18 protein-coding genes are annotated in these 23,691 nt (G+C 43.3%); 6 read left to right on the top strand and 12 right to left on the bottom strand.

Annotation, left to right across the window (positions count from 1 at the left end; all coding sequences use genetic code 11):
* Positions 1–29 precede the first annotated feature (29 nt).
* A complete protein-coding gene (locus L7A31_RS03790; RefSeq protein ID WP_237360166.1) occupies positions 30–371 on the bottom strand; it encodes an ArsR/SmtB family transcription factor in 342 nt (113 codons plus the stop codon).
* Between the two features lie 664 nt (positions 372–1,035).
* Between L7A31_RS03790 and L7A31_RS03785 the strand changes: the two genes are divergently transcribed.
* Together L7A31_RS03785 and L7A31_RS03780 are read left to right on the top strand one after the other, a co-directional pair.
* A complete protein-coding gene (locus L7A31_RS03785) occupies positions 1,036–2,118 on the top strand; it encodes an OmpA family protein (RefSeq protein ID WP_237360165.1) in 1,083 nt (360 codons plus the stop codon).
* Positions 2,119–2,516: 398 nt separating this feature from the next.
* Positions 2,517–9,998 (top strand): Ig-like domain-containing protein, encoded by a 7,482-nt coding sequence (locus L7A31_RS03780; RefSeq protein WP_237360164.1) that lies wholly within the window; start codon positions 2,517–2,519, stop codon positions 9,996–9,998.
* Between the two features lie 51 nt (positions 9,999–10,049).
* Here L7A31_RS03780 and L7A31_RS03775 read toward each other — a convergent pair whose 3' ends face one another.
* The 9 genes from L7A31_RS03775 to napF form a co-directional block, all read right to left on the bottom strand.
* The gene (locus tag L7A31_RS03775; RefSeq protein ID WP_237360163.1) at positions 10,050–10,994 is read right to left on the bottom strand and encodes a 5-oxoprolinase subunit C family protein; all 945 of its coding nucleotides are present in this window, start codon (positions 10,992–10,994) and stop codon (positions 10,050–10,052) included.
* Complete coding sequence (locus tag L7A31_RS03770; protein ID WP_237360162.1) at positions 10,984–11,703, bottom strand: 5-oxoprolinase subunit B family protein; 720 nt, start codon at positions 11,701–11,703, stop codon at positions 10,984–10,986. Before L7A31_RS03770 ends, L7A31_RS03775 begins: the two co-directional genes overlap by 11 nt.
* On the bottom strand, positions 11,704–12,444 hold the full coding sequence (locus tag L7A31_RS03765) for a 5-oxoprolinase subunit PxpA (protein WP_237360161.1): 741 nt from the start codon (positions 12,442–12,444) through the stop codon (positions 11,704–11,706).
* A gap of 164 nt (positions 12,445–12,608) precedes the next feature.
* Positions 12,609–12,743 (bottom strand): TIGR02808 family protein, encoded by a 135-nt coding sequence (locus tag L7A31_RS03760; protein ID WP_237360160.1) that lies wholly within the window; start codon positions 12,741–12,743, stop codon positions 12,609–12,611.
* Between the two features lie 10 nt (positions 12,744–12,753).
* Positions 12,754–13,332 (bottom strand): NapC/NirT family cytochrome c, encoded by a 579-nt coding sequence (locus tag L7A31_RS03755; RefSeq protein ID WP_237360159.1) that lies wholly within the window; start codon positions 13,330–13,332, stop codon positions 12,754–12,756.
* A gap of 30 nt (positions 13,333–13,362) precedes the next feature.
* Positions 13,363–13,818, bottom strand: a complete 456-nt coding sequence (locus tag L7A31_RS03750; RefSeq protein WP_237360749.1) for a nitrate reductase cytochrome c-type subunit — start codon at positions 13,816–13,818, stop codon at positions 13,363–13,365.
* A 62-nt stretch (positions 13,819–13,880) separates the two neighbouring features.
* Positions 13,881–16,370: a periplasmic nitrate reductase subunit alpha gene (gene napA / locus L7A31_RS03745; RefSeq protein ID WP_237360158.1), complete on the bottom strand. Its 2,490-nt coding sequence runs from the start codon at positions 16,368–16,370 to the stop codon at positions 13,881–13,883.
* A complete protein-coding gene (locus L7A31_RS03740; protein WP_237360157.1) occupies positions 16,367–16,672 on the bottom strand; it encodes a chaperone NapD in 306 nt (101 codons plus the stop codon). Before L7A31_RS03740 ends, napA begins: the two co-directional genes overlap by 4 nt.
* Positions 16,662–17,171 (bottom strand): ferredoxin-type protein NapF, encoded by a 510-nt coding sequence (napF, locus tag L7A31_RS03735; RefSeq protein WP_237360156.1) that lies wholly within the window; start codon positions 17,169–17,171, stop codon positions 16,662–16,664. The genes L7A31_RS03740 and napF overlap by 11 nt, the downstream gene beginning before the upstream one ends.
* A gap of 248 nt (positions 17,172–17,419) precedes the next feature.
* Between napF and narQ the strand changes: the two genes are divergently transcribed.
* Positions 17,420–19,069, top strand: coding sequence for a nitrate/nitrite two-component system sensor histidine kinase NarQ (narQ, locus tag L7A31_RS03730; protein WP_237360748.1), 1,650 nt, complete (start codon positions 17,420–17,422; stop codon positions 19,067–19,069).
* 1 nt (position 19,070) lies between these two features.
* Complete coding sequence (locus tag L7A31_RS03725) at positions 19,071–19,703, top strand: response regulator (protein WP_237360747.1); 633 nt, start codon at positions 19,071–19,073, stop codon at positions 19,701–19,703.
* A 65-nt stretch (positions 19,704–19,768) separates the two neighbouring features.
* Here L7A31_RS03725 and L7A31_RS03720 read toward each other — a convergent pair whose 3' ends face one another.
* A complete protein-coding gene (locus L7A31_RS03720) occupies positions 19,769–20,404 on the bottom strand; it encodes a hypothetical protein (RefSeq protein WP_237360155.1) in 636 nt (211 codons plus the stop codon).
* 460 nt (positions 20,405–20,864) lie between these two features.
* Between L7A31_RS03720 and L7A31_RS03715 the strand changes: the two genes are divergently transcribed.
* Complete coding sequence (locus L7A31_RS03715; RefSeq protein WP_237360154.1) at positions 20,865–21,416, top strand: cytochrome b; 552 nt, start codon at positions 20,865–20,867, stop codon at positions 21,414–21,416.
* Entirely contained in the window at positions 21,413–21,982 is a 570-nt protein-coding gene (locus tag L7A31_RS03710) for a YceI family protein (protein WP_237360153.1), read from the top strand. The genes L7A31_RS03715 and L7A31_RS03710 overlap by 4 nt, the downstream gene beginning before the upstream one ends.
* Positions 21,983–22,057: 75 nt before the next feature.
* Here L7A31_RS03710 and L7A31_RS03705 read toward each other — a convergent pair whose 3' ends face one another.
* Positions 22,058–23,686, bottom strand: coding sequence for an ATP-dependent endonuclease (locus tag L7A31_RS03705; RefSeq protein WP_237360152.1), 1,629 nt, complete (start codon positions 23,684–23,686; stop codon positions 22,058–22,060).
* Positions 23,687–23,691: the final 5 nt, after the last annotated feature.

Genomic DNA, 23,691 nt, shown 5'->3' with positions numbered 1-23,691 from the left:
TGGTCGTAGGATGTGAATTCACATCCGCATTACTGAAAAATCTCGATAAAAGTGGTGCTGAATCGATTAATAGTGTCACGATTTATCCGATAACATACTCTCGGAGGAATAGGTTCAGCGGTAATCAAATTTGATAGTTTTAGTATCTTAAGGTGTTCTGATACGGTTGATTGTGCTAATCCAAGCTCAGACACCAAATCACTGTTTAGACAGCCATTATTATTGTCTAACGTGAGAAGAATTTTTAAAATCCTTATACGAGCTGGGTGAGAGATTGCTTTCGCCAGGGACGCTAAGTTTCGTTCTGATGTTAGCTCAGCCTCTGTAGCAGAAAAGGCTTGATTACTAATCGAATTACATGAAGTGCTCATCGCTTTTTTATAGTTAATCGTCGAATGGCGATATGATGACTTGGTGAATATCTCTTGTCAACTGAAAAAAAACGCTGGCGTTTAAACAAGATAATCTATCTATTGGAGAAAGTTGATTGAGTTCGTGATGTGGACAAAAAGGGCAAAGGCCATCTGAAAAGTTTTAAGGAACATGAATAACTTTTCGGTTACTTGAATGCTATGAAACTTATTGCCACCCAAAAATACGTTTTCTATATTAAGACTGTGTCTCAAAAATAAGATAATCACTAAATATATACTTTTAAAGTCTCTATAAAATGCTTAGATAATTCATCTATTTACCATGAATAAACAGTTTATAGATGCAAATAAGCAATTGAGTGCTTAAAAATTCAAATCATTCCATTGTATTTATTGTTCTAGATGTATTAATCTAAACCAAACTATTAGAAGGGATTTAGTGATTTAAGTGTAAAGTATTAAAACGAGTTTCATATTAATAAACAGTTGCTGTTTGGTGAGCGGTATGAGTCAGCAGAGAATGCAAGCAATAGCAAGATCAAAGTATGTAATAAACATAATTGGCTAGAAGAACAGATGGCTTATTAAATAGATGATTTTCGCCTAGTCTGATTTGAATTTGTTAAATGTTAATTCAGGGTGTTTTGTAAATATGAAGCTTATGAAAACTACACTCGTTTTTGTTACTCAAGCATTTCTTTATTGCGTACTCACCATAAATGTTGCGTGGGCAAAAGAGGGGAGTGAGTTTCAGCCAACTATGTCAGTTGGTGTAGAGGGTGGTTATCAAATCGCAGATGATAGCAGTTTGAACCAATCAGATCCCAGCGGTGGTTTGTGGGGTATCTTTGGAGGGTATTTTCTTGACCCTAGTTGGAGACTCGAAGCTGGCTACCAGTATCAAAATGAGTTAACAACAACGAATCCTCAAGTAAAAATTAACAATCAGTTTATTAACTTTTCTGCTCGTTACGATTGGCCGATACAAGATGGTTTGAATGTATATGGTCGATTTGGCCTGAGCTATTGGGATTTGACCAAAACATTTTCGTCACTAGAAACAATAGACGCGAATGGTTTGTCTCCCTCAATGGGTATAGGACTGAGCTATCGAATTTTACCCACGATAGAGTTAACGACAGGATACGCATTTCAATATGGAATTGGCAATAGCACGACTGGTGAATATGACAACCACCAACTTCTTCTGAGTATTGCTTACCTGTTTGAAGTTGAAGACGAAAGCCAGCTACTTAGCAGCAAAGACGAACAAAATGAATCTGGAAAAACTGAACCAAAAATTGCTGCTGAAAGTATAGATATAGTAGTCCCAAGTGATAACAGCGAAGTTTCAAATACAACGATAAAAGTTAAAAAAACCGTTACTACCCTATATACGTTATCGGTGTTTGACTTTGATAAATACAAACCCAACTCGGATATATCTAAAAAGCTTAGCCAGATTAGCAAGTTACTACAAGAGAATAAGAATGGAAATATAAAAGTAGTTGGCTATACCGATTCGATTGGTAATAAGAAATACAACTTAAACCTCTCCTTAAAGCGAGCCAATGAAATAGCGAATTTATTGATTGAGAAAGGTGTTGTTCGCAATAGGTTAATAATAATAGGAAAAGGAGAGAATAACCCGATTGCTTCAAATAACAAAAAAGAAGGGAGAGTAAAAAATAGACGGGTTGAAGTTTTTTTAACGCCGTTAGCTACTGAAAATAATGAGAAATAGAACTAACCATATAAATGCTATCAGTAGTAAATAGAATTTGCTAAAGAAAATATAAAGTTTAATGGAAATACCATTACTGTCAGTTTGTTAGGTAGAAACAGGAACCAGTATGTTCAAGTAATAGTTCATGCTGATTTAATTGGAACAAAACTATACAACCGGTTGCTTTCGTTTCAGTGAGCTCAATCCATAGTAGAGCAGATAGAAAGTAAAGGGATAGACACTTCGTGGGCAGAATGTTCGTGAAGCTGACTATAGGAATGCCAATTATGCCTATTTCTACTTAGATAAGTAGTACTAAAAAGTAGGTGTATTGAAGTCAGGCAACGCAATTTATCGCTGCATGGGGTTGGGAAAACTAAAACGTTACTGAGTAGTAGTTTTAGATAGGCCTAGCATTGATTAAGGTTATTAAAAATATAGGGTTATTACTAGTTGTATCCATTCTTGCAGGATGTAATTCCGAAGGTGGCTTTAGTGATAACTCAAACACAGATACAACAGTTAGACTGGTTTCAGTTCAGCTCTCCTCGACTCTAGTGTCTACTAGAGGGGGCGATCGCACCAAAGTTTCGATGCCAAAAGGCAACAATGAGCAATTAACTGCTACCGCCATATACAGCGATGGTACAACATCTGACGTCACCGAAGACGCTGTTTGGAACAACTCGAACACTACTCATATGACTATTACCAAAGGTAAGGTTGATGGCCACGGAATTGGCTCTGGTATTGTGTCTGCTACCCATGATGGTATTACGAGTAATGAGCTTGAATTTTCTATTACCGCTGCTGAGCTCAGACGAATCCAGTTGACACCACCTTTTAACTCAGTTCCTAACGGTATTAGCGTACAACTTAAGGCAACAGGCATTTATACAGATTTAACGACGGCTGATATTAGCGACAGTGTGGTGTGGGAAAGCGCGAGTACAAGTATTGCCACTGTGGATACACTTGGTTTAGCTACTGGTGTCGGTGTTGGTTCTACATCTATACAAGCTTCCAAAGACGGCATTACGAGTCGTTCTGCTTCAATAAAAGTGACCAGTGCAGTACTGTCATCCATTCAGGTAACCCCTCCAACAAATAACATTGCCAAAGGGACTTCTACTCAGTTGGTTGCTACTGGTATATATTCTGATGGCAGTACACAAATCCTAACAGATACAGCAAGTTGGACGAGTTCACTGACAAGTATTGCGACTATTGAATCAAATGGAGATTCTGAGCCGGGTCTGTCTCTAGGTGTCGATACAGGAACAACGACAGTTACAGCAACGGTTGGCGCTATTAGTGGCAGCGCTTCTTTAACAGTTACTTCAGCCACGTTAGTTAGTATTCAAGTCACACCACCATCACCTAGCGTCGCAAAAGGTGTGACACAACAGTTTGTGGCAACGGGTATTTACACAGATGCTACGACACAAATATTGACCAGTTCTGTTTCGTGGGTCAGCAGTGATAGTGGAATAGCAACGATCGAGTCTGGAGGTATTAACACTGGATTATCCAGCACATTGGCAACAGGATCAGTGACGGTTACTGCGACACTTGGAGCTGTCAGTGGTAGCGCATCGTTAACTGTTACAGCAGCGGAGTTAGTAAGTGTTCAAATTACACCACCGTTGCCTAGTATTGCTAAGGGGGTGACACAGCAATTTGTCGCGACCGGGATATATACAGACTCAACAACGCAAATTCTAACTAGTGTCGCATCATGGGTGAGTAGCTCTGTAAGTGTAGCGACTGTAGAAAGCTCTTCTGATACTAATCCGGGGTTAGCGACGGGAACCGGTGAGGGCACTGCGACAATTACCGCCACAGTAAATGACATAAAAGGTACGACGACGTTAACGGTAACGCCAGCGGCTTTGGTCAGTGTTCAGGTGACGCCACCGACTCCTAGCATTGCGAAAGGTGTAACCCAGCAATTTGTTGCGACTGGTACTTATACCGACTCAACTACTCAAATTCTTACAGACTCTGCGTCTTGGGCAAGTTCTTCAACTAGTATTGCTACGATTGAATCAGAAGGAGATACAACGCCCGGTCTTGCTAATGGTGCGGGCGTTGGTTCTGCTACTATCACTGCTACTGTCGACGGCATCAGTGGCAGTGCCGCATTGACTGTCACACCCGCTACCTTGGTTAGCATACAAGTTACCCCGTCTAGCCCGAGTATCGCAAAAGGGAGCACACAACAGTTTGTAGCAACGGGTACTTACACTGATTCGACCACTCAAATCTTAACGAGCAGCGTGTCTTGGACAAGCTCTTCAACAAGTATTGCAACTGTTGAAACGGCTGGAGATACGACACCTGGGCTATCAACTGGTGTGAGTGTGGGTTCAGCCACGATAACTGCAACACTCGATGGGGTTAGTGGCACAGCCACACTTACTGTAACTGTTGCTGCGTTGGTCAGCATCGAAGTTACTCCGACCACACCAAGCATTGCAAAAGGCGGAACTCAGCAGTTTGTTGCGACTGGAACATACACTGATGCGACAAGACAACTTTTAACTGACAGCGTTTATTGGGTTAGTTCTTCAAGCAGTGTGGCGACAATAGAAACAACTGGAGACACTACTCCGGGACTTGCGACAGGAGTGAGTATTGGATCAGTTACCATAACCGCGACTGTTGATGGTGTTAGCGGAAATACTACCTTAACGGTCACTGCTGCAGAGTTGGTGAGCATACAGGTAACACCTGTAACACCGAGTATTGCAAAAGGTGTTACGCAGCAATTTGTTGCGACAGGGACGTATACCGATGCAACCACACAGATCTTAACTAATAGTGTTTCTTGGACGAGCTCAACAACGAGCGTCGCTACAATAGAGAGCTCTGGTGGCAGCACGCCGGGGCAATCTACTGGCGTTAATGTCGGCTCAACGACAATTACAGCGACGGTCAGCGGAATTAGTGGTAGTACAAGCCTGACGGTCACAGCCGCAACACTTGTCAGCATCCAAGTGACGCCGACTACTCCAACTATCGCCAAAGGTGTAACGCAACAATTTGTAGCAACGGGAACCTATTCAGATTCGACAACGCAAATATTAACCAGCTCGGCATCTTGGAGTAGCTCGTCAACGAGTGTTGCAACTATTGAGAGTGTGGGTGATGCGAATCCTGGAGTAGCTACTGGTGTCGCTACTGGCTCATCGACTATTAGCGCGACTGTAGATGGAATAACAGGAAGTACAACATTGACGGTTTCGGCTGCTACCTTGGTCAGTATACAAGTAACGCCGACTACGCCAAGTATTGCCAAAGGGTTAACACAGCAGTTTTCTGCAATCGGTACATATACGGATGCAAGTACTCAAAACCTCACTAGCACAGCAACGTGGACTAGCTCGTCGACTAGTGTGGCGACGGTTGAAACATCAGGTAACAGTAACCCCGGGTTAGCCACAGGAATTGGTGTGGGTACAGCGACGATTACTGCTACGGTTAGTGGCATTAGTGGGAATACCACTTTAACGGTTACCTCTGCAGAATTGGTGAGCATCCAGGTCACGCCACCGACTCCAAGTATTGCCAAAGGTGTAACACAGCAATTTGTCGCAACTGGTACTTATACGGATTCGACCACACAGATCCTAACTAACACTGCCTCTTGGACAAGTTCATTATCCAGTGTTGCAACAATAGAAACGACAGGGGGGAGTACCCCAGGCCTTTCTACTGGTGTTGATGTAGGTACGACGACGATTACTGCAACGGTTAGCGGTATTAGTGGGGATGCGACACTGGCAGTTACCGCAGCGACTTTGGTGAGCATTCAAGTGACGCCTTCAACACCAAGTATAGCCAAAGGTGTGATACAACAGTTTGTTGCTACGGGAACCTATACGGACGCAACGACCCAAATCTTAACCAGCAGTGCCTCTTGGACAAGCTCATCGACCAGTGTTGCATCAATAGAAACATCGGGAGATAGTACCCCCGGATTGTCTACTGGCGTTGGAGTCGGATCTACAACGGTGACAGCTACAGTAAGTGGTATCAGTGGAAGTACGACTTTGATCGTCACCTCCGCGACTTTGGTGAGTATTCAAGTTACGCCAGCAACGCAAAGTATTGCAAAAGGTGCCACCCAGCAGTTTGTTGCAACGGGAACCTATACGGACGCGACGACACAGATTTTAACGTCTTCTGCAACTTGGACAAGCTCATCAACGAGCATTGCAACCATAGAAACCTCTGGAGATAGTACGCCTGGATTAGCTAATGCAGTGGAGGTAGGCACAACGACTATTACAGCAACTGTTAGTGGTATTAGTGGTAATACAACACTCACGGTAACGTCTGCTGAGTTAGTGAGTATTCAAGTCACACCTTCCACGCCAACCATTGCTAAAGGTGTAACACAACAGTTTGTTGCAACGGGAACCTATACAGATGCAACAACCCAAATATTAACTAGTAGTGCATCATGGACAAGTTCAGCAACGAGTGTCGCGACGATAGAGACATCAGGGGATAACACGCCGGGTTTATCCACAGGTGTTGATGTGGGGATAACGACAATCACGGCAACGGTAAATGGTATAAGTGGCAATGCTACGTTAGATGTGACGGCTGAGGTTTTGGTCAGTATTCAAGTCACGCCTGTTACTCCTAGTATCGCAAAAGGAGTGACCCAACAATTTGTAGCAACAGGCACCTACTCAGATTCCAGCACTCAGATTTTAACTAATGTCGTTTCTTGGACCAGCTCTTCAACGAGTGTGGCAACAATTGAAACAACAGGAGACAGCACGCCGGGACTCTCAACTGGAGTCGCAGTGGGCTCAACAACGGTGACTGCTACATACAATGGTATTAGTGGTAATACGACTCTAACGGTAACAGCGGCGACGTTAGTGAGTATTCAAGTTACGCCAGTAACACCAAGCATAGCGAAAGGGGTAACTCAGCAGTTTGTAGCAACGGGCACGTATACAGATTCGACAACACAAATACTCACAAATACGGCGTCGTGGACAAGTTCGTCAAACAGTATTGCTACTATCGAGTCTTCGGGTGATAGCACGCCAGGTTTGGCGAACGGTGTTGGTGTAGGTTCTAGCACTATTACCGCAACAGTCAGCGGTATCAGTGGCGATACAACGCTGACGGTGACAGCGGCAACATTAGTGAGTATTCAAGTTACGCCCGTGACTCCAAGTATTGCCAAAGGGGTCACCCAACAATTTGTCGCAACAGGTACGTATACCGATGCAACTACGCAGATCTTAACCAGCACGGCTTCATGGACAAGCTCTTCTACAAGTGTCGCGACTATTGAGACCGCAGGAGATAGTACGCCTGGATTATCGACTGGTGTTGACGTTGGTTCAACTACCATTACTGCGACGGTTGGTGGTATCAGTGGAAATTCTACCTTAACAGTTACAGCGGCGACGTTAGTGAGTATTCAAGTTACGCCAGTAACGCCAAGCATTGCCAAAGGGGCAACTCAGCAGTTTGTTGCAACGGGCACCTACACAGATGCAACGACACAAATATTAACTGGCACCGCATCTTGGAGCAGTTCGTCTACTAGCATTGCCACGATTCAAACAACTGGAGACACTAACCCCGGGTTATCAACAGGGGCAAGTGTCGGTTCAACGACCATCACGGCTACAGTGAGTGGAATCAGTGGTAATACAACATTGACGGTGACAGCAGCGACGTTGGTGAGTATTCAGGTGACACCAGCAACACCAAGTATTGCAAAAGGTGTAACACAGCAGTTTGTTGCAACAGGTACTTACACTGACGCTACCACTCAAATTTTAACCAGTTCGGCTTCTTGGACCAGTTCGTCCACTAGCGTTGCAACAATAGAGAGTTCTGGTGACAGTACACCTGGGTTATCTACTGGTACAGGTGTAGGTTCAGCTACGATAACCGCTACTGTCAATGGTATTAGTGGCGATACAACGCTTACAGTTACAGCGGCAACTCTAGTGAGTGTACAAGTGACGCCACCGACTCCAAGTATTGCAAAAGGGGTGACACACCAGTTTGTTGCTACAGGTACATACACGGATGCGACGACGCAAATTTTAACTAGTTCGGCGTCGTGGACAAGTTCTTCAACAAGTGTAGCGACTATTGAATCTTCGGGGGATAGTGATCCTGGCTTGGCTACTGGCGCGGGTGTTGGTTCTACGACGATCACCGCGACAGTGAGTGGCATCAGTGGAAATACCACGTTAACAGTGACAGCAGCAGAATTGGCGAGTATACAAGTTACGCCAGCAACGCCGAGTATTGCTAAAGGTGTGACACAACAGTTTGTTGCAACAGGTACTTATACGGATGCTACTACACAAATCTTAACCAGTACTGCATCTTGGACAAGCTCTTCAACTAGTATTGCGACGATTGAAACAGCCGGTGATAGTAATCCGGGGCTTGCAACAGGCGCAGGTGTTGGCTCTGCAACAATCACTGCCACGGTAAGTGGTATTAGTGGCAACACAACATTGACCGTAACAGCAGCGACATTGGTAAGTATTGATGTTACGCCAGCAACGCCGAGTATTGCTAAAGGTGTGACACAACAGTTTGTTGCGACAGGCACATATACAGACGCAAGTACACAAACGTTAACCTCTGTGGCTTCTTGGACCAGCTCTTCTACTAGTGTAGCGACAATTGAAACATCAGGAGATAGTAACCCTGGTTTAGCAACAGGCGCTGGAGTTGGTTCGTCAACAATAACTGCAACAGTGAGTGGCATCAGTAACACAGCAACATTAACGGTTACAGCTGCGACATTAGTAAGTATCGATGTGACACCAGCGACGCCAAGTATTGCCAAAGGCGTAACTCAGCAGTTTGTAGCAACAGGAACGTATACAGACGCGAGTACACAGACGTTGACTACAGTAGCTTCGTGGACAAGTTCAGCAACCAGTATTGCGACCGTTGAAACATCGGGTGACACTACTCCTGGCTTATCAACAGGGGTAGCTATTGGTTCAGCTACGATTACCGCAACGGTAAGTGGAATTAGCGGAGATACCACGCTAACCGTCACTGCGGCTGAGCTGGTGAGTATTGCTGTCACACCAGTGACGCAAATAGTAAATATAGGTAACACGTTACAAATGACAGCAACAGGCACATATACCGATGCGAGTAACCAAGATATAACCAATACTGTTTCATGGGCGAGTAGTGTAACGAGTTATGTCACCATCCAGACTTCAGGAGATACAAATCCAGGTTTAGCGACTGCTGTGGCTTCAGGAACATCGACAATTACAGCGACTCTCGGTGCAATAAGCGGAGACACAAGCATACAAGTGAGCTTGTTCAGTATGTGCGGAACAGGTGTCAATGATACAGATAGCACTAATGCAACTGGCGAGTGTCTAAAAGTTGCAACAAATAGTAGTGGTTCGTGGTTTACGTCAACTCCGAGTTTAGCACTAATAAATTTACTTGGTTACACTCAGTCTACTGGTGATTCAGGAGGGAAAACTTACGCGCGTACCTACAACGAGTCGGACGTTCTTGGCCCTTCTGGAATATTTGTAGAGTTTGATTTGCTTGGTCATAATTGGCCGTCTGCTGAAGGTGGACAAGCTTATCGATATTGTGAAGATTTGGCTTCTATGAACTTTGGTGGAAGAAGCGATTGGCGATTGCCGACGTCAACCGAGTTAGAAGGGTTTGCTGATGACAACTTAATAAACGCTGATAACTTGTACACTACCTACGGCTGGCCTGTTGATAGGACATATTGGTCTAGTTCGGAAAATGTCGACGAGAGTGGCAAATTCTGGAATTCTCATCTGGTTTGGCAATATACAAACTCGAATCTTGCTCAGGATCCTAAACCCGTATCGTGTATTTCAGATTAGTTATATCGTTGAATGCTTCCATGTTGCTTACAGTTTATTTTCTGGGAAGCTTTAATAGCCAAAAAAGTTGGCCCATTGACACCACGTATTCTGCATTTTTTGTAAGTTTCCGCGGATAAAACGTACGGATTGTCCAGGCTTTGCTTGGGCAAGCCTTGGCAAGTCCATTCTGGCAACACAGCCGATTTTGGGGTATCCACCAATCGTTTGTCTATCATTGAGGAGAACAATAGGCTCACCATCTGGAGGAATTTGTATCGAACCCAATGCAATTCCCTCGCTTAAAATTGGCTGAATTGGCGGCGATACTGGCGTTGACCCAGATAGCCTGTAGCCCATGCGATTTGAATCTTGTTCAACAGTAAACTTCTGAGTGTAAAAGCTGCGAAGTGATGGTTTATCAAACTGTTTGACCTGATACCCCTCTATGACTCGAATCGTTATTGGCAAGTTGTAATCTGGTTTAAATCGAAAGGTGAGTTGAACTGGCTTTTGTTGAACTTGTTGTTGCTGGTTGAACGCTATCTGGTCATTTACAGCAATTTGCTTTCCATCTAAATTTAACCCACCTAATCTATCTTTCTCTACGCATGCGGTGCTGTTTAAATGATGTCGGATATTGAAACCGCCTTTCACTGAAAGGTAGGAGCGTAAGCCATTTCGGGGGAGTTTAAAACTGAGTATTTGTCCTTTGCGAGCGAAAAAAGTGCCCCAGTTTACTAATTGTTGCTCATCTAGCTTAGCACCTAAGTCTCCACCACATATTGCCATCATGCAGTCAGACAAGATCTCGAACTCTGCTTGGCCTAATGTTATTTCTAGGCAAGTTGAATTTGGCTCATTGCCAAGTAGGTGGTTAGCCCAACTAAACGCGTAGTCATCCACTGCTCCACCTTGAGTTATACCAAACTGCGTGAATCCGAAACGCCCTATATCTTGCGCCAACGTAAGCGCTCCGGGTTTGATGACACGTAAGCCAAATTCACTATTTTGCACTATTCCAATCCTTGTATAGCTGGCCGCCTAGCTCCAAAAACTCCTCTTCACCTATAGAGTAAAATTGTACCTTCGTTCCAATCGAAAAGGAGAGCATCGGTTGTCGGTTAGGCTCGTAAAGGGATACGGGGCAGTTACCAATAACATTCCATCCTCCCGGAGAGTTATTGGGGTACACGGCGGTTTGGTTTTCTGCAATCGCGACACTACCTTTAGGTACGAACAATCGTGGTGTTGACTTTCTGGCGAGCTGAAGAGCAGGAGACAATCCGGCTAAAAACGCAAACCCTGGCGCAAAGCCAATAGCAGCAACAGAGTAGGTTTGCTTTGTATGCGCTTCGATAACATCTTGCACAGACATTCCTTTACCTTGATAGATTTTTAAATCTGGACCGGTAGTTAGGCTGTAGTAAACAGGTAGTTCTATGGTTTGTGTTGTTAGCTCAGATAGCTTTTGCGTGCTAGGCAAAATGGCGTGTATGCGTGTTGCAATTTGATCATACTGAATTCGGTGAGGAAAGTATTCGACGAGGATACAGTGAAATGATGGTGTCACATTCATCAAATATGGCTCTAGATGAAATAGAAGTGACGATGTAACGCTTCCTATGTGCTGTGAAAGAGCTTCACCACCATCGTTATCTTGGTCCTCAAAGCGAATCATCAACGCACATTCTGAAATGATTTCTATTTGATAGGTCAATGGCACCTAGTTCTCCAAAATTTGTTTAATTTTTTCTATAAGTAATATGGAGTCTTCGTTGTCACCATGAACACATATGGTATCGGCTTCTATTGGTACGACAAAACCATCAATACTGGTGATTTTCCCGTACTGACTTATTTGTTGAACTTGCCCCAAGATATCGTCTTCATGTTTTAATACAGCACCGCTTTGGCTTCGAGGAGCCAGCGAACCGTTACCTAAATATGCTCTGTCAGCAAAAGCTTCAAATAAAAGCGGTACTTCATACTTATCTGCAATATCAAGAAATCTCTGGTTATCCATGGTTGCCATCATCATTAACGGGATGGCAAAACATGAAACAGCATCAACCACAGCTTCAAATATTTGATGATTCTTCATCATGTCGTTGTAGAGAGCACCGTGTGGTTTGACATAGTTAACCTCGGTGTTTTTGCTTTCACAAAGTGCTTTTAACGCTCCGATTTGATAGATCAAAATTTCAGACAGTTCCATGGGTTCAATATGCATTGAGCGTCGACCAAAGCCTTGCAAATCAGGGTAACTAGGATGAGCGCCAATTTTCACGTTGTGCAAAATGGCTAGTTCTATCGTTTTACTCATAATATGCGGATCTGAGGCATGAAAGCCGCAGGCAATGTTGGTCATGTCGATATATGGCATGACTTGTTCATCATTCCCCATTTTCCACTGACCAAAGCTTTCACCCATGTCGCAGTTCAGTGTAATCGAGCTCTTATTCATATTGTTGGTCTCGTTTTCTGTAAAGGTTGATGTTCCCTACGCACAACCATTTCATGATAGCTTAACTTTGCTGTTAAGTGTGTGTTTTTGCTATCCAATATTTAGCAAAAAATAAAGCTCCCAAAATAGGAGCTTTATACGAAGGTAACTTGAAGAGCGTGAAGTTACACTTCTTTATCTTTCCATAAAGAAAGAATCCAAACACATAATGCAGCGACAACTGCAAAGCCGCCGAGGATGATGACAGGCATTGCCGAGTAGCCTAAGACATGCCAAATAACAGACTCCATGGTACTCATATTTTACTCCTTATTGCCAGCCTTCAACGCCATGCATATCTGGCAGTTTATGGGCGATACCTTTATGACAGTCAACACAGGTTTTTTCCCCAGAAGCAAGCGCTGTAGAGTGCAAATTAGCACTTCTTGGACCTTGTTCAGAGAAATCCATGTATTCAAACTGATGGCAGTTACGACATTCCAGTGAGTCGTTATTTTTAAGCCTTGCCCATTCTCGTTCAGCTAAATGGGCGCGGCGTGCTTTGAACTTGTCTTCCGTTCCAATCGAATCCAACACAAACTCAGCGTATAACTCTTTTGAAGCTTGTACTTTGCGTATTATTTTGTCTGTCCAGTTGTGCGGGACGTGACAGTCTGAACATATTGCGCGTACGCCAGAGCGGTTAGAATAGTGAATTGTCTCTTGTATTTCTGCCACAATTGGTGCGTGGCAGCCGCCACAAAATGCTTCTGAGTTTGTCGCTTCCATACCTGTGTTAAATGCGCCCCAAAATAGCAGACCGCCGATAAACCCCATAAAAAGAACGACACCGACGGCGGCCTTACTAGGCGTTTTCAGTCTCTTCCAAAATGTTTTGAGTAATCTCATAGTTAGCCTCTTTCATTGCACGTAGAGAATTTAGCGAAGTGAATCGACACTCTCGAAGTTGTTCTCTACTAATGGTTTGGCTGAAGCTTGCGTAACGTGACACTGTAGACAGAAATACCGTCTAGGGGATACATCAGCTAGTACTGCATCTTCTCGGTTGACGTAATGTGTCACGCTAATTTTGGTTGCTCCCATCTCTTGTGCATACTTCCAGCTATGGCATGCTAAACACTTATTAGCGTTTAACGAAACTTCATAACCACGAATGCTATGCGGTATTAACGGGGGCTGATATACATAGTCGCTTTCAAGTACCTGGTCTTTGGGCACACTCTTAAGCTCGTCGGCTGGGCGTGTCACTTCTAGCACGGCTGTTCCGCGTAAAGACTCTAATCCACCGATGCCTCCGGGGTCGTTGATCTCAGCGATAACACTACCTGACAATGCAACCCCAATGATTGAAAGTGCTGCTATTAATTTTTTCATCATGTCTTCTCCGCCAATTAGGCAAACGCTGCTCACTCTGTTAGCCAAGCAGCTTTAATCCGTTAACTCACTTTGGTTATTTTTACTGGGCACTTTTTAAAGTCCGTTTGCTTCGATAACGGGTCAGTTGCGTCGAGAATTAGCTTATTGACCAGTATTCGTGCGTCGAAAAACGGCACGAAGATCAGTCCTTGTGGAGGGCGGTTACGTCCACGGGTTTCAACCCTTGCGCGTATTTCTCCTCGCTTATTGGAAATAAGGACTTCTTGGCCACGCCTCAAGCCTTTCTCTTTTGCGTCTGCTGGGTGGATATAACACAGTGCGTCAGGCACAGCTTTGTACAACTCTGGGACTCGTCGAGTCATTGTTCCTGTATGCCAGTGTTCTAGTACACGTCCGGTACATAGCCACAAGTCATATTCTTCATCAGGTGACTCTGGTGGAGCTTCATACGGCGCTGAAATAATCCAAGCTTTGCCATCTGGCTTACCATAAAAGTCCCATCCTTCGCCTTTTTTGGCATATGGATCAGAGCCTACTTTATAGCGCCATAACGTTTCTTCACCATCAACTACTGGCCACCTAAGTCCTCTCACTTTCTGATAGGTGTCGTACGGTGCTAAATCGTGGCCATGATCGCGGCCAAAAGACGCGTATTCTTCGAACAGGCCTTTTTGTACGTAGAAACCGAAGTGATGCGAATCATCATTCATGTCTTTCGCTTCTGAAACTGGATAGCGATCGACTACACCGTTTTTAAATAACACGTCGTACATGGTTTTGCCGCGATATTCTGGTTTCTTGGCAAGTAATTCTTCAGGCCAAACTTCTTCCATTTTGAAACGTTTGGAGAACTCCATAATTTGCCACGAGTCGGATTTTGCGTCGCCGACAGTTTCAACTTGTTGGTACCAAGCTTGTGTCCGTCTTTCAGCGTTACCGTAGGCGCCTTCTTTTTCAATCCACATTGCTGTTGGCAATACGAGGTCAGCTGCTTGCGCGGTGACAGTGGGGTAGGCGTCACTGACGACAATGAAGTTTTTTGGATTTCGATAGCCCGGAAGCGCTTCATCATTCATATTTGGCCCTGCTTGCATGTTGTTGTTGCACTGCACCCAGTAAGCGTTGATCTTACCGTCTTTTAGCAGTCTGTTTTGCAGTGTTGCATGTGCGCCGGGCTTTGGTGGAATTGTACCCTCAGGAAGTTTCCATACCTTTTCCGCAAACTTTCTATGTTTTGGGTTTTTTACCACCATATCTGCTGGCAGTCTGTGTGCAAACGTGCCAACTTCACGAGCTGTACCACAAGCAGAGGGTTGGCCAGTTAACGAGAATGGGCTGTTTCCGGGGGTGGATATTTTCCCAGTTAACAAGTGAATATTGTAGATGAGACCATTCATCCAAACGCCGCGAGTATGTTGGTTCATACCCATTGTCCAAAGAGACATAACTTTGGTATTCGGATCCGCATATTGTTTGGCAAGTTCAACCAGTTTGTCTTTATCTACGCCTGACATTTCGGAAACTTTTTCAAGCGTATATGGTGCGACCGATTTTTTGTATTCTTCAAATGTGATCGAAGATACTTTACCTACATTTGGATTCTTCGCAGCTTTTTGCAGCGGATTATCGTCGCGCAAACCGTAGCCAATATCAGTGGTGGCCTGTTTGAAATTGGTGTACTTATTTACGAAATCCCAATTGACGGCATCATTTTGAATAATGTAGTTAGCGATGAAGTTCGCGATGGCCAGATCAGTTTGTGGTTTAAAAATGTAGCCAGTATCTGCTAGTTCAAACGAACGGTGATAGTAGGTCGATAGAACGTTTACTTTTACATGTGAATGGCTCAGTCTTCTGTCTGTGAGGCGAGTCCAAAGAACAGGGTGCATTTCTGCCATATTGGAGCCCCAAAGCACGAAAGCGTCCGCGTGTTCGAAGTCGTCATAGCAACCCATTGGTTCATCGATACCAAACGCGCGCATGAACGCGCCTACTGCCGAGGCCATACAGTGACGAGCATTGGGGTCTATGTTGTTTGACCTAAACCCGGCTTTCATCATTTTGACCGCAGCATAGCCCTCCATGACAGTCCACTGGCCTGAACCGAACATACCTATGCTTGTTGGTCCTTTATCTTTGATAGCGGCTTTCCACTTTTCAGCCATGATATCGAAAGCTTCATCCCAGGAAATAGGAGTGAATTCGCCATCTTTACTGTATTGGCCATCCTTCATACGTAAAAGAGGTTGTTGTAAGCGATCTCCCCCGTACATTATTTTTGAAAGAAAGTAGCCTTTTATACAGTTAAGCCCCTTATTTACCGGTGATAAGGGGTCGCCTTGCGTAGCAACGACTCGTCCATTTTGTGTGCCCACTAAGACAGAGCAACCAGTACCACAGAAACGGCATGGTGCTTTATCCCACTTTATTTTGGTCTTATCTTCGCTAACAATGAGGTTGGTTGCAGATGCAGGTAAGGTAATGCCTGCAACTGCAGCTGCTGATGCGGCAGCGTTAGCTTTGATAAATGCTCTTCTAGTCCAGTTCATGCTTCCCCCTTCGCTTGGGAATAATTTGTTCCGTCAAAATTGTTATTTTCGTGTTCATGCTCAATTTGGTGGTATACCAATACGGCATTGATAACACTTGGTATTTGGTTGATCGTGTCAATTAGGTCAGTAACAAAGCCTTCATTAGTTGTCTCAAGTACGACGACAATTTTGCCTTCTTCGCTGTGCCCATAAACTTCAGCACCGTCGAGTTGCTCTATTTGTTTTATTGTTTGGCTTACTTCATTCGCAGCGGAGTAAACCACTAAGCTTGAAATATGAACTTCATTTTTAGGTGCCATATTCGGTTTCATCCATGTCAGAAACGGTTACATTGATCGCTGAGGTGGGGCAAATAGCGACACATGCGCCACATCCATTGCATTTGTCTGAATCTATTGCAGGTTTGGCGGCCTGACCAATTCGTAGTTGAAACTGTATTGCCATTGGTTCGCAGGCATCCGCGCAGCTGCGACACTCTACGTTTTTGTCAGCTAAGCAAGCGTCGCTAATATTGGCTTTGTTGTCCCAAGGGGAAGAGTCTTGATTTATGAACAGTGATTCTGGGCATACTTCAGCACATTGATAGCAAAAAGTGCATTCACCTTCAGAAAAATCAATTGATGGGAAACCACCTGAACTATGTTTAATAACGTGCGTTTCACAATGCTCGGTGCATTTGCTGCATCGAGTGCACTTTTCAAAAAACGTATCGGGGTCTTTCAACCAAGGCAAAGTCGGTTTATTTGGAGATGGACTTGTACTCCCTTTAAACAAATTCCTTTTTGCAAAGTCCACCATTGAGGGGCCATCCGTAATCAAAATACAATACACATAAAAAGTGTAGTGTTATCTAAAAGGGCTTAAATAACCCTTTAGGGGTAATTGGCTGCGGGGGTTGTTTTAGATCAAAAAAGGTTGATGAGGTGGTTCACATATTTATCAAACGAATACAGTCTATTATGTGTCAAGATTAATGTGATGCCATCAATTAGGAGATAGACTTGGATAGTGTTAAGCGCTCAGTGACTAAAACGATAGCAACTTCGATGTTAACCATTGTTGTACTCTCCATTCTTATCACAGGTTTTTCGATACTGACATTATCAATTAGTATTAATGATGCAGAAGCTGTGAACGTGGCGGGTTCTTTGCGAATGCAGAGCTATCGTTTAGCCAATGATATTCGAACGGATTCCAAAGACTACGATAGTCACATTTTAATGTTTGACCACTCGATACACTCGAATGCAATGCTGTACCTCACTGACAATATGGTTCCCCAGCCAGTTCAAGACGATTATCAGGAACTGCTTACTCAATGGGAAAAAGTGAAAGCTGTTCTAAATAGTGGGGACAGGCATGATTATCTCGATCATGTCGCCTCCTTTGTAGCGCAGATTGATTCCTTCGTTTTGAAACTTCAACAAATGTCAGAAAACATGTTAACTCGGTTAGCGTGGGTTGGTGGTATGGGCTTGGTTGGTATCTTTTTTATTGGGTTGTATGTGGTGTTATTTGTACGACGAGAGGTTGTCGGGCCAATGAATGATTTGCTTTTGGCCAGTGAGCAGGTGCAAAACCAACAATTTGATATTCAGCTAGATGAAAGCAACAAAAGCGAAATGGGCACATTAGCTAAAACGTTCAATGAAATGGCGTATGGACTCGGAAATCAATACCATAACCTTGAACGAATTGTAGATGAGAAAACCAATAGATTAAGGAAACTGAATTACTCGTTAGAGCTGCTATATGATTCGGCGCAGCAACTAAGTTTATCGCGTGTTGACCCAGAGAGCCTATCCAACATTTTAAAGAATATTGTCTACGTTGAGGGTATTAAAGCTGTGAAGTTGCAGATCGATGAATCCCATGAAAGTAGTCAAATCTATAAACAAGGTGATCTGTCAGGTGAACTGTCAGTTGAGCATAGGTTGTACTTTAACGGCGAATCCCTCGGCTATCTCTACTTTGAGTTTGATTTGGTTCCGCCAGATCAAGCGATAGTGGATAGTTTTATTCAGCTATTTGCGCAAGCGATATCTTACTATCGGTCGCAAAGGCAGGTTGAAAGACTCATCTTGATGGAGGAGCGAGCAACCATTGCCAGAGAGCTTCATGACTCACTGGCTCAATCTTTATCCTATCTTAAAATTCAGGTGTCTAGGCTTAAGAAATTATCGAATCAAGATAATAACAAATTGGTTAGCGTGATTTCGGAGCTAGATATTGGACTCTCCTCGGCTTACACCCAACTTAGAGAGTTGTTGGCAACATTTAGACTTCACATTAAAGAAGGCAGTTTTGGCTTAGCCTTGTCTGAAGTGGTTAATCAGTTAAGCAGCCAGACAAAAGCCACAATTCTATGCAATAGCGAACTATCAAGTTTGGACTTAAGCTCAAATCAGCAAGTTCACCTGTTGCAGCTTATTCGCGAAGCAATCTTAAACGCCATTAAGCATGCCAAAGCCGAGCACATCTGGATTGATTGCACTGAAGTTGAAACTGAAGTGATCATTACTATTAAGGATGACGGTATTGGGTTCGATGCTGAACAGAAAAAAGACAACCATTATGGAATAAGCATCATGCGTGAGCGTGCCCTCAGACTTAATGGCTCGATTATAATAAATTCTAAGATTAATCAAGGGAGTGAAGTGGTATTGACATACCCTAAGGTAGAAAATGAAGAGTGATATGTTACAGTGTAGCGTTATGCTGGTGGATGATCACCCGCTGATGAGGAAGGGACTTAATCAGCTATTAGAAGATGAAGAGCGCTTTAGAGTGCTCGCTGATGTAAGCAGTGGTTTTGAAGCAGTAGCAAAAGCAAAGGAATTAGAGCCTGAACTGATTGTATTAGACCTAAATATGAAAGGGATGTCGGGTCTAGATACGCTTAAAGCTCTGAGGGCGGATGATTCAGATGCGATCATTGTTGTTCTAACTGTTTCTGATAGCCCATCTGATATTGAGGCTGTGTTGGCGGCAGGAGCCGATGGTTATCTTTTGAAAGATACTGAGCCTGAAGTATTGATTGAAGGGCTAACCAAAGTGTTAAGTGGTGATAAAGTATACAGCGCTGAGGTTCAAGATTACTTGGTTGGGAAAACCGGTATCAAGACTATATTTGATAGGCTTACACAACGAGAAACCCAAATTTTACAGCATGTTGCTAAAGGTTATCGCAATAAGCAAATTGCAGAATTACTGTTTATCTCTGAAGCAACAGTGAAAGTCCACATGAAAAGCTTGTTAAAGAAGTTGGACGTTCCATCGAGAACAGCAGCAACGGTGCTGTATTTAGAACAATATGGTGAAGCGAACTAATATAAACTTAATTCTTGGAACGCCTATTTTTGATGGCATGAAAAAGTAGGCGAGTTATCGATAAATTAGCTTAGCTGTACTACGGCATATAGCTGAATGTATTTTCGAACCAACTGTTGGTTCTTTGAGTGCTTAATCGGGTGAGCGTACTTAATATAGTAGGGGCTAAGCCGATAGTGATCATTCAGTGTTTGGGATAAAAGAGAATCACTGGTAAATAAGTTAATTCCTTGTGCGCTATATTCATCAATTTCATCCGGGAGCTGGCCAGTCCACCAATGAAGCAATTCTCGGCTTTGCTTACTACGGCTTATCCAATGATCAGTAATCAACAATAATAGGTCGTTAGGCTGAATCGCGTAGCCATATTCTTGCCTCCAAACTCCAACTTGAGCGAGCAACTTGGAGCGACAAACCTTTCCAGCACTGGTCATGTGTGAGGTGATAATCCAAACCGTTCCAACTTCAGAACTCACCCGGAAGTGAGTATACGGATCCTTCGCTGCGTTCGACTCTAACGCACTATAATTAAATTCATGTCCAAAGTCTTCTAACGTACGAGAAAGGCGCCTTGAAAAGGCTACACCTAAATGATTACCGTTAATGCCTTGATTATGGATTGTTGGATAATGCTTTTCGCACAGTGCCATGCAATCTGATTGAAACTCGTTAACACTTTGAACTAAAACGTCAAGTAACACCTAAGCACGCTCCGTCTGCTTTTGTTTGGTATTGTTAAAAGGTTAACACAGAATTGACATTAGTGATTCCTAAATGAAAACATCACCTACGATTCCACCATAAAGTGGTAATAGTGGAACCTCATTCACTATTTCTTATGCTGCTATGAAATCTCAATATGGTTGTATTCTCCGTTTGCCATTTCTGGCAGTTTAAGAGGTGTGTATTAATAATATCTTCAACCTCAACCTTTCTTTTTGAAAAATATGCAAAACGGCCAGAGCAGTATTGCCCCCCCGCAATGCGTGTTGGTGTTAATGAACTTTTACAACTAATTTCATAACCTTCATCAAATTATTTGACTAAATTGGTCAAAATCACTGTGTTTTCATTTCATGATGGAGAGTAAATACTGTGCGACAGGGTTTAAGGATAGGCTTTCTACTGTGAAAGCGTGTGCCTCAGGAGCAAAGAGTCGGAATGAATAACGGTCACAAAGGATCAGGGAACAACTACAACTTACTTGCGCGAATCATCCATTGGCTTTCAGCGATAGTGATCATCGGGATGTTTGTTGTAGGGTTATGGATGGTTGATTTAACTTATTACAGCAAGTGGTATAACTTAGCGCCTCACTGGCATAAGTCTATCGGAATCTTATTGCTAGCGATTACGGTGTTTAGGTTTTTCTGGAAATCAGTGACCGTGTCACCTGAAATAGAGGGGCATACTTGGGAGATAGCGATTGCCAAGGTTGCACATCTATTAATATACCTACTATTACTTGTTATTTTTGTCTCTGGTTACCTAATTTCTACCGAAGATGGTAGAGGGATAGATGTGTTTGATTGGTTTACTATGCCGGGTGCAGGAGCGCTGTTTTCTCACCAAGCGGATATTGCCGGAGATATTCACCTATATAGCGCGGTTGTTTTAATAAGTTTGGCTGCACTACATGCAATTGCAGCATTGAAACACCATTTTATCAACAAAGACAATACATTACGGAAGATGATAGGAACATTAAAATGAAGAAAAACTTACTTGCAGTAGGACTTGCGTTAGGAATAAGTCTTCCATTCGGTGCAAATGCTGCTGATTATAAAATCGATACTAAAGGTGCGCATGCTTCGGTCAATTTCAAAGTGAGCCACCTTGGTTTTAGCTATACAGTAGGCCGTTTCGACAAGTTTCAAGGGGATTTTACTTATGATCCTAAAAACATTGAAGCATCAACTGTCTCAGTTACGGTCGATACAAGAAGTGTAGACTCGAACCATGCTGAGCGTGATAAACATATTCGAAGCGATGATTTCCTAGATGCTAAAAAGTACCCAGAAACGAAATTCGTTAGTACTAAAGTTATCGATAAAGGCAATGGTCTTTTTGATATCCAAGGCAATTTAACTCTTCATGGTCAAACGAAGCCGATCACCATTGTTGCTGATTTTATCGGAGCAGGTAAAGACCCGTGGGGCAACGAACGAGCTGGATTTTCTGGTTTAACACGTATCGAACTGGCTGATTTCGGTATCCAAGTGATGGGTGATACTAGCTATGTAGATATGGAGCTTTATGTTGAAGGTATAAAGCAGTAGAAATACGTATGGGTATTAACGCCTACTTAAGCGCGCATCATTCGATGCGCGTTTTCGCTTTAAATTCTTGATGTTTTATGTATTTCCATTTGCCATTGTAATCACCCTCTTCAATATCCATCGGAGCTCTAGAGGTATTATTTCAACACCTTGCTCTTCGCAGTAGGCAACAATAGCGAGTGCGAGATCTGGCTTAGCGTGTTTTTTGAGTACTCTAGTGACTACCTTTTTGGCTGGAATTGGGTGGTCACGAGGAATACGAATCATATCTTTAAAAAAAGTCTCGAATCCATGTGAGTATAGGAAATGTTCTATATCTCTATCTGGTAATTCTGTAAGTCGGTGATTCTCTATTTCGTTATCAAGTTGGCCGCGAACGGCTGCTGCGTATTTTTTGCCTGCAGCATCGCCATCTGTCACAACATGCCAATCTATACCGAATGCTTTCGCGACTTTTATCAAGGATTTTAACCCGGATTGAGCAAACTCGATGATCTGTACGCCTTCCGCAGCAAGGTTATAGCCGCATTGATTGGCTAACTCGTTGAATAGCCATACTTCTGTTTCCCCTTCAACTAATAGCCAACAACGCGCAAACAATGCTGCAGAGCGGTGGAAGCGTATGTGGAAACCAATTCGGCGCAACTCGTCCTTATTTAAACCTTTTACAGGAATAGACCTTGCGATTGTTTTGTCTGAGTGTCGAATAAGACGACGTATAGTGCCGAGAGGCACTTGTGAAAGTAACTCTGAGCTATTTGTTGTTAACACTTTCTGCATCGGTAGCAGCTGAAGTAAACTCCATGCTCTTGCCAAATGCGTTGGATGCAACCGACCTTCTGGATCTTCGAGTATTAGTAGCGGTCTAGCGCATCGTCGCAGATCTGTAGGCCCTTTTGCTTGCAAATATGCATTTAAGAGGCCCATTAAAAGAAGTTGAGTTTGACGGCTTTTGGTTTCTTCAACCACCTCGCTCAAGCTTTTTTCGCGATGATTAGAGGAGAAAAATAAGCCATCTCTTTGCTTTCTCGGATTTTTTCTCTGTGGGCTCTTGTAGGAAAAGTAGTGCTCGATAAGGCTATTCATTGAGTTTAGGCTACTACGTATTTCACCTTTGTTTACATGGCCGGGTATTGCTAATAAGCGCCTGCAGGTATTGTTGATACGCTTTTCAACTCTGGCATTAATGCCATTAGTGGCTTGCTGCTGCTCAAATCGCCTTGAATCCCTAAGTCGAATAACAGGGTGCAACGTCATAAGTTCATGCGCGAGCTTTTCTGAATGATGTAGAGGCATCGGAGAGCCGTTCGCATTTAAAAAAGCATAATTTGTAGTGACATTGTAACCATCCCTAGAGCCACTGATTCGATAGTAAATTTTGTTGTTACCTGCTTGATCTTCAATCCATATAGGCTTGATTTTTCGATACCTCCCGGCAAGAGGTTCCTTCTTGTCAGAAGCAACCAAGCTCAATACGATTTGTAAGTGCTGAGTTTGTGGGTGTGAGATAGAGTAATCAACATGGAAGTCACTCATCTCAAATTGATAGAGCTTTCCTTCCGCAGGTAAGACGATGGATAGGGCATCAAGTAGTGAAGATTTACCCCAAGTATTTTCCCCAATGAGCGTTGTTAAATCATCGAATGCAAGAGAGAGGCGCTTTATTCCTCTAAAGCCAGATATCTCGATTCGCTCTAATCGCATAGAGT

This window comes from Vibrio marisflavi CECT 7928 (genome assembly GCF_921294215.1).
GTDB lineage: Bacteria > Pseudomonadota > Gammaproteobacteria > Enterobacterales > Vibrionaceae > Vibrio > Vibrio marisflavi.
The sequence above is the reverse complement of the archived record's forward strand: the minus strand, read 5'-3'. Positions and strand labels throughout refer to the sequence as shown.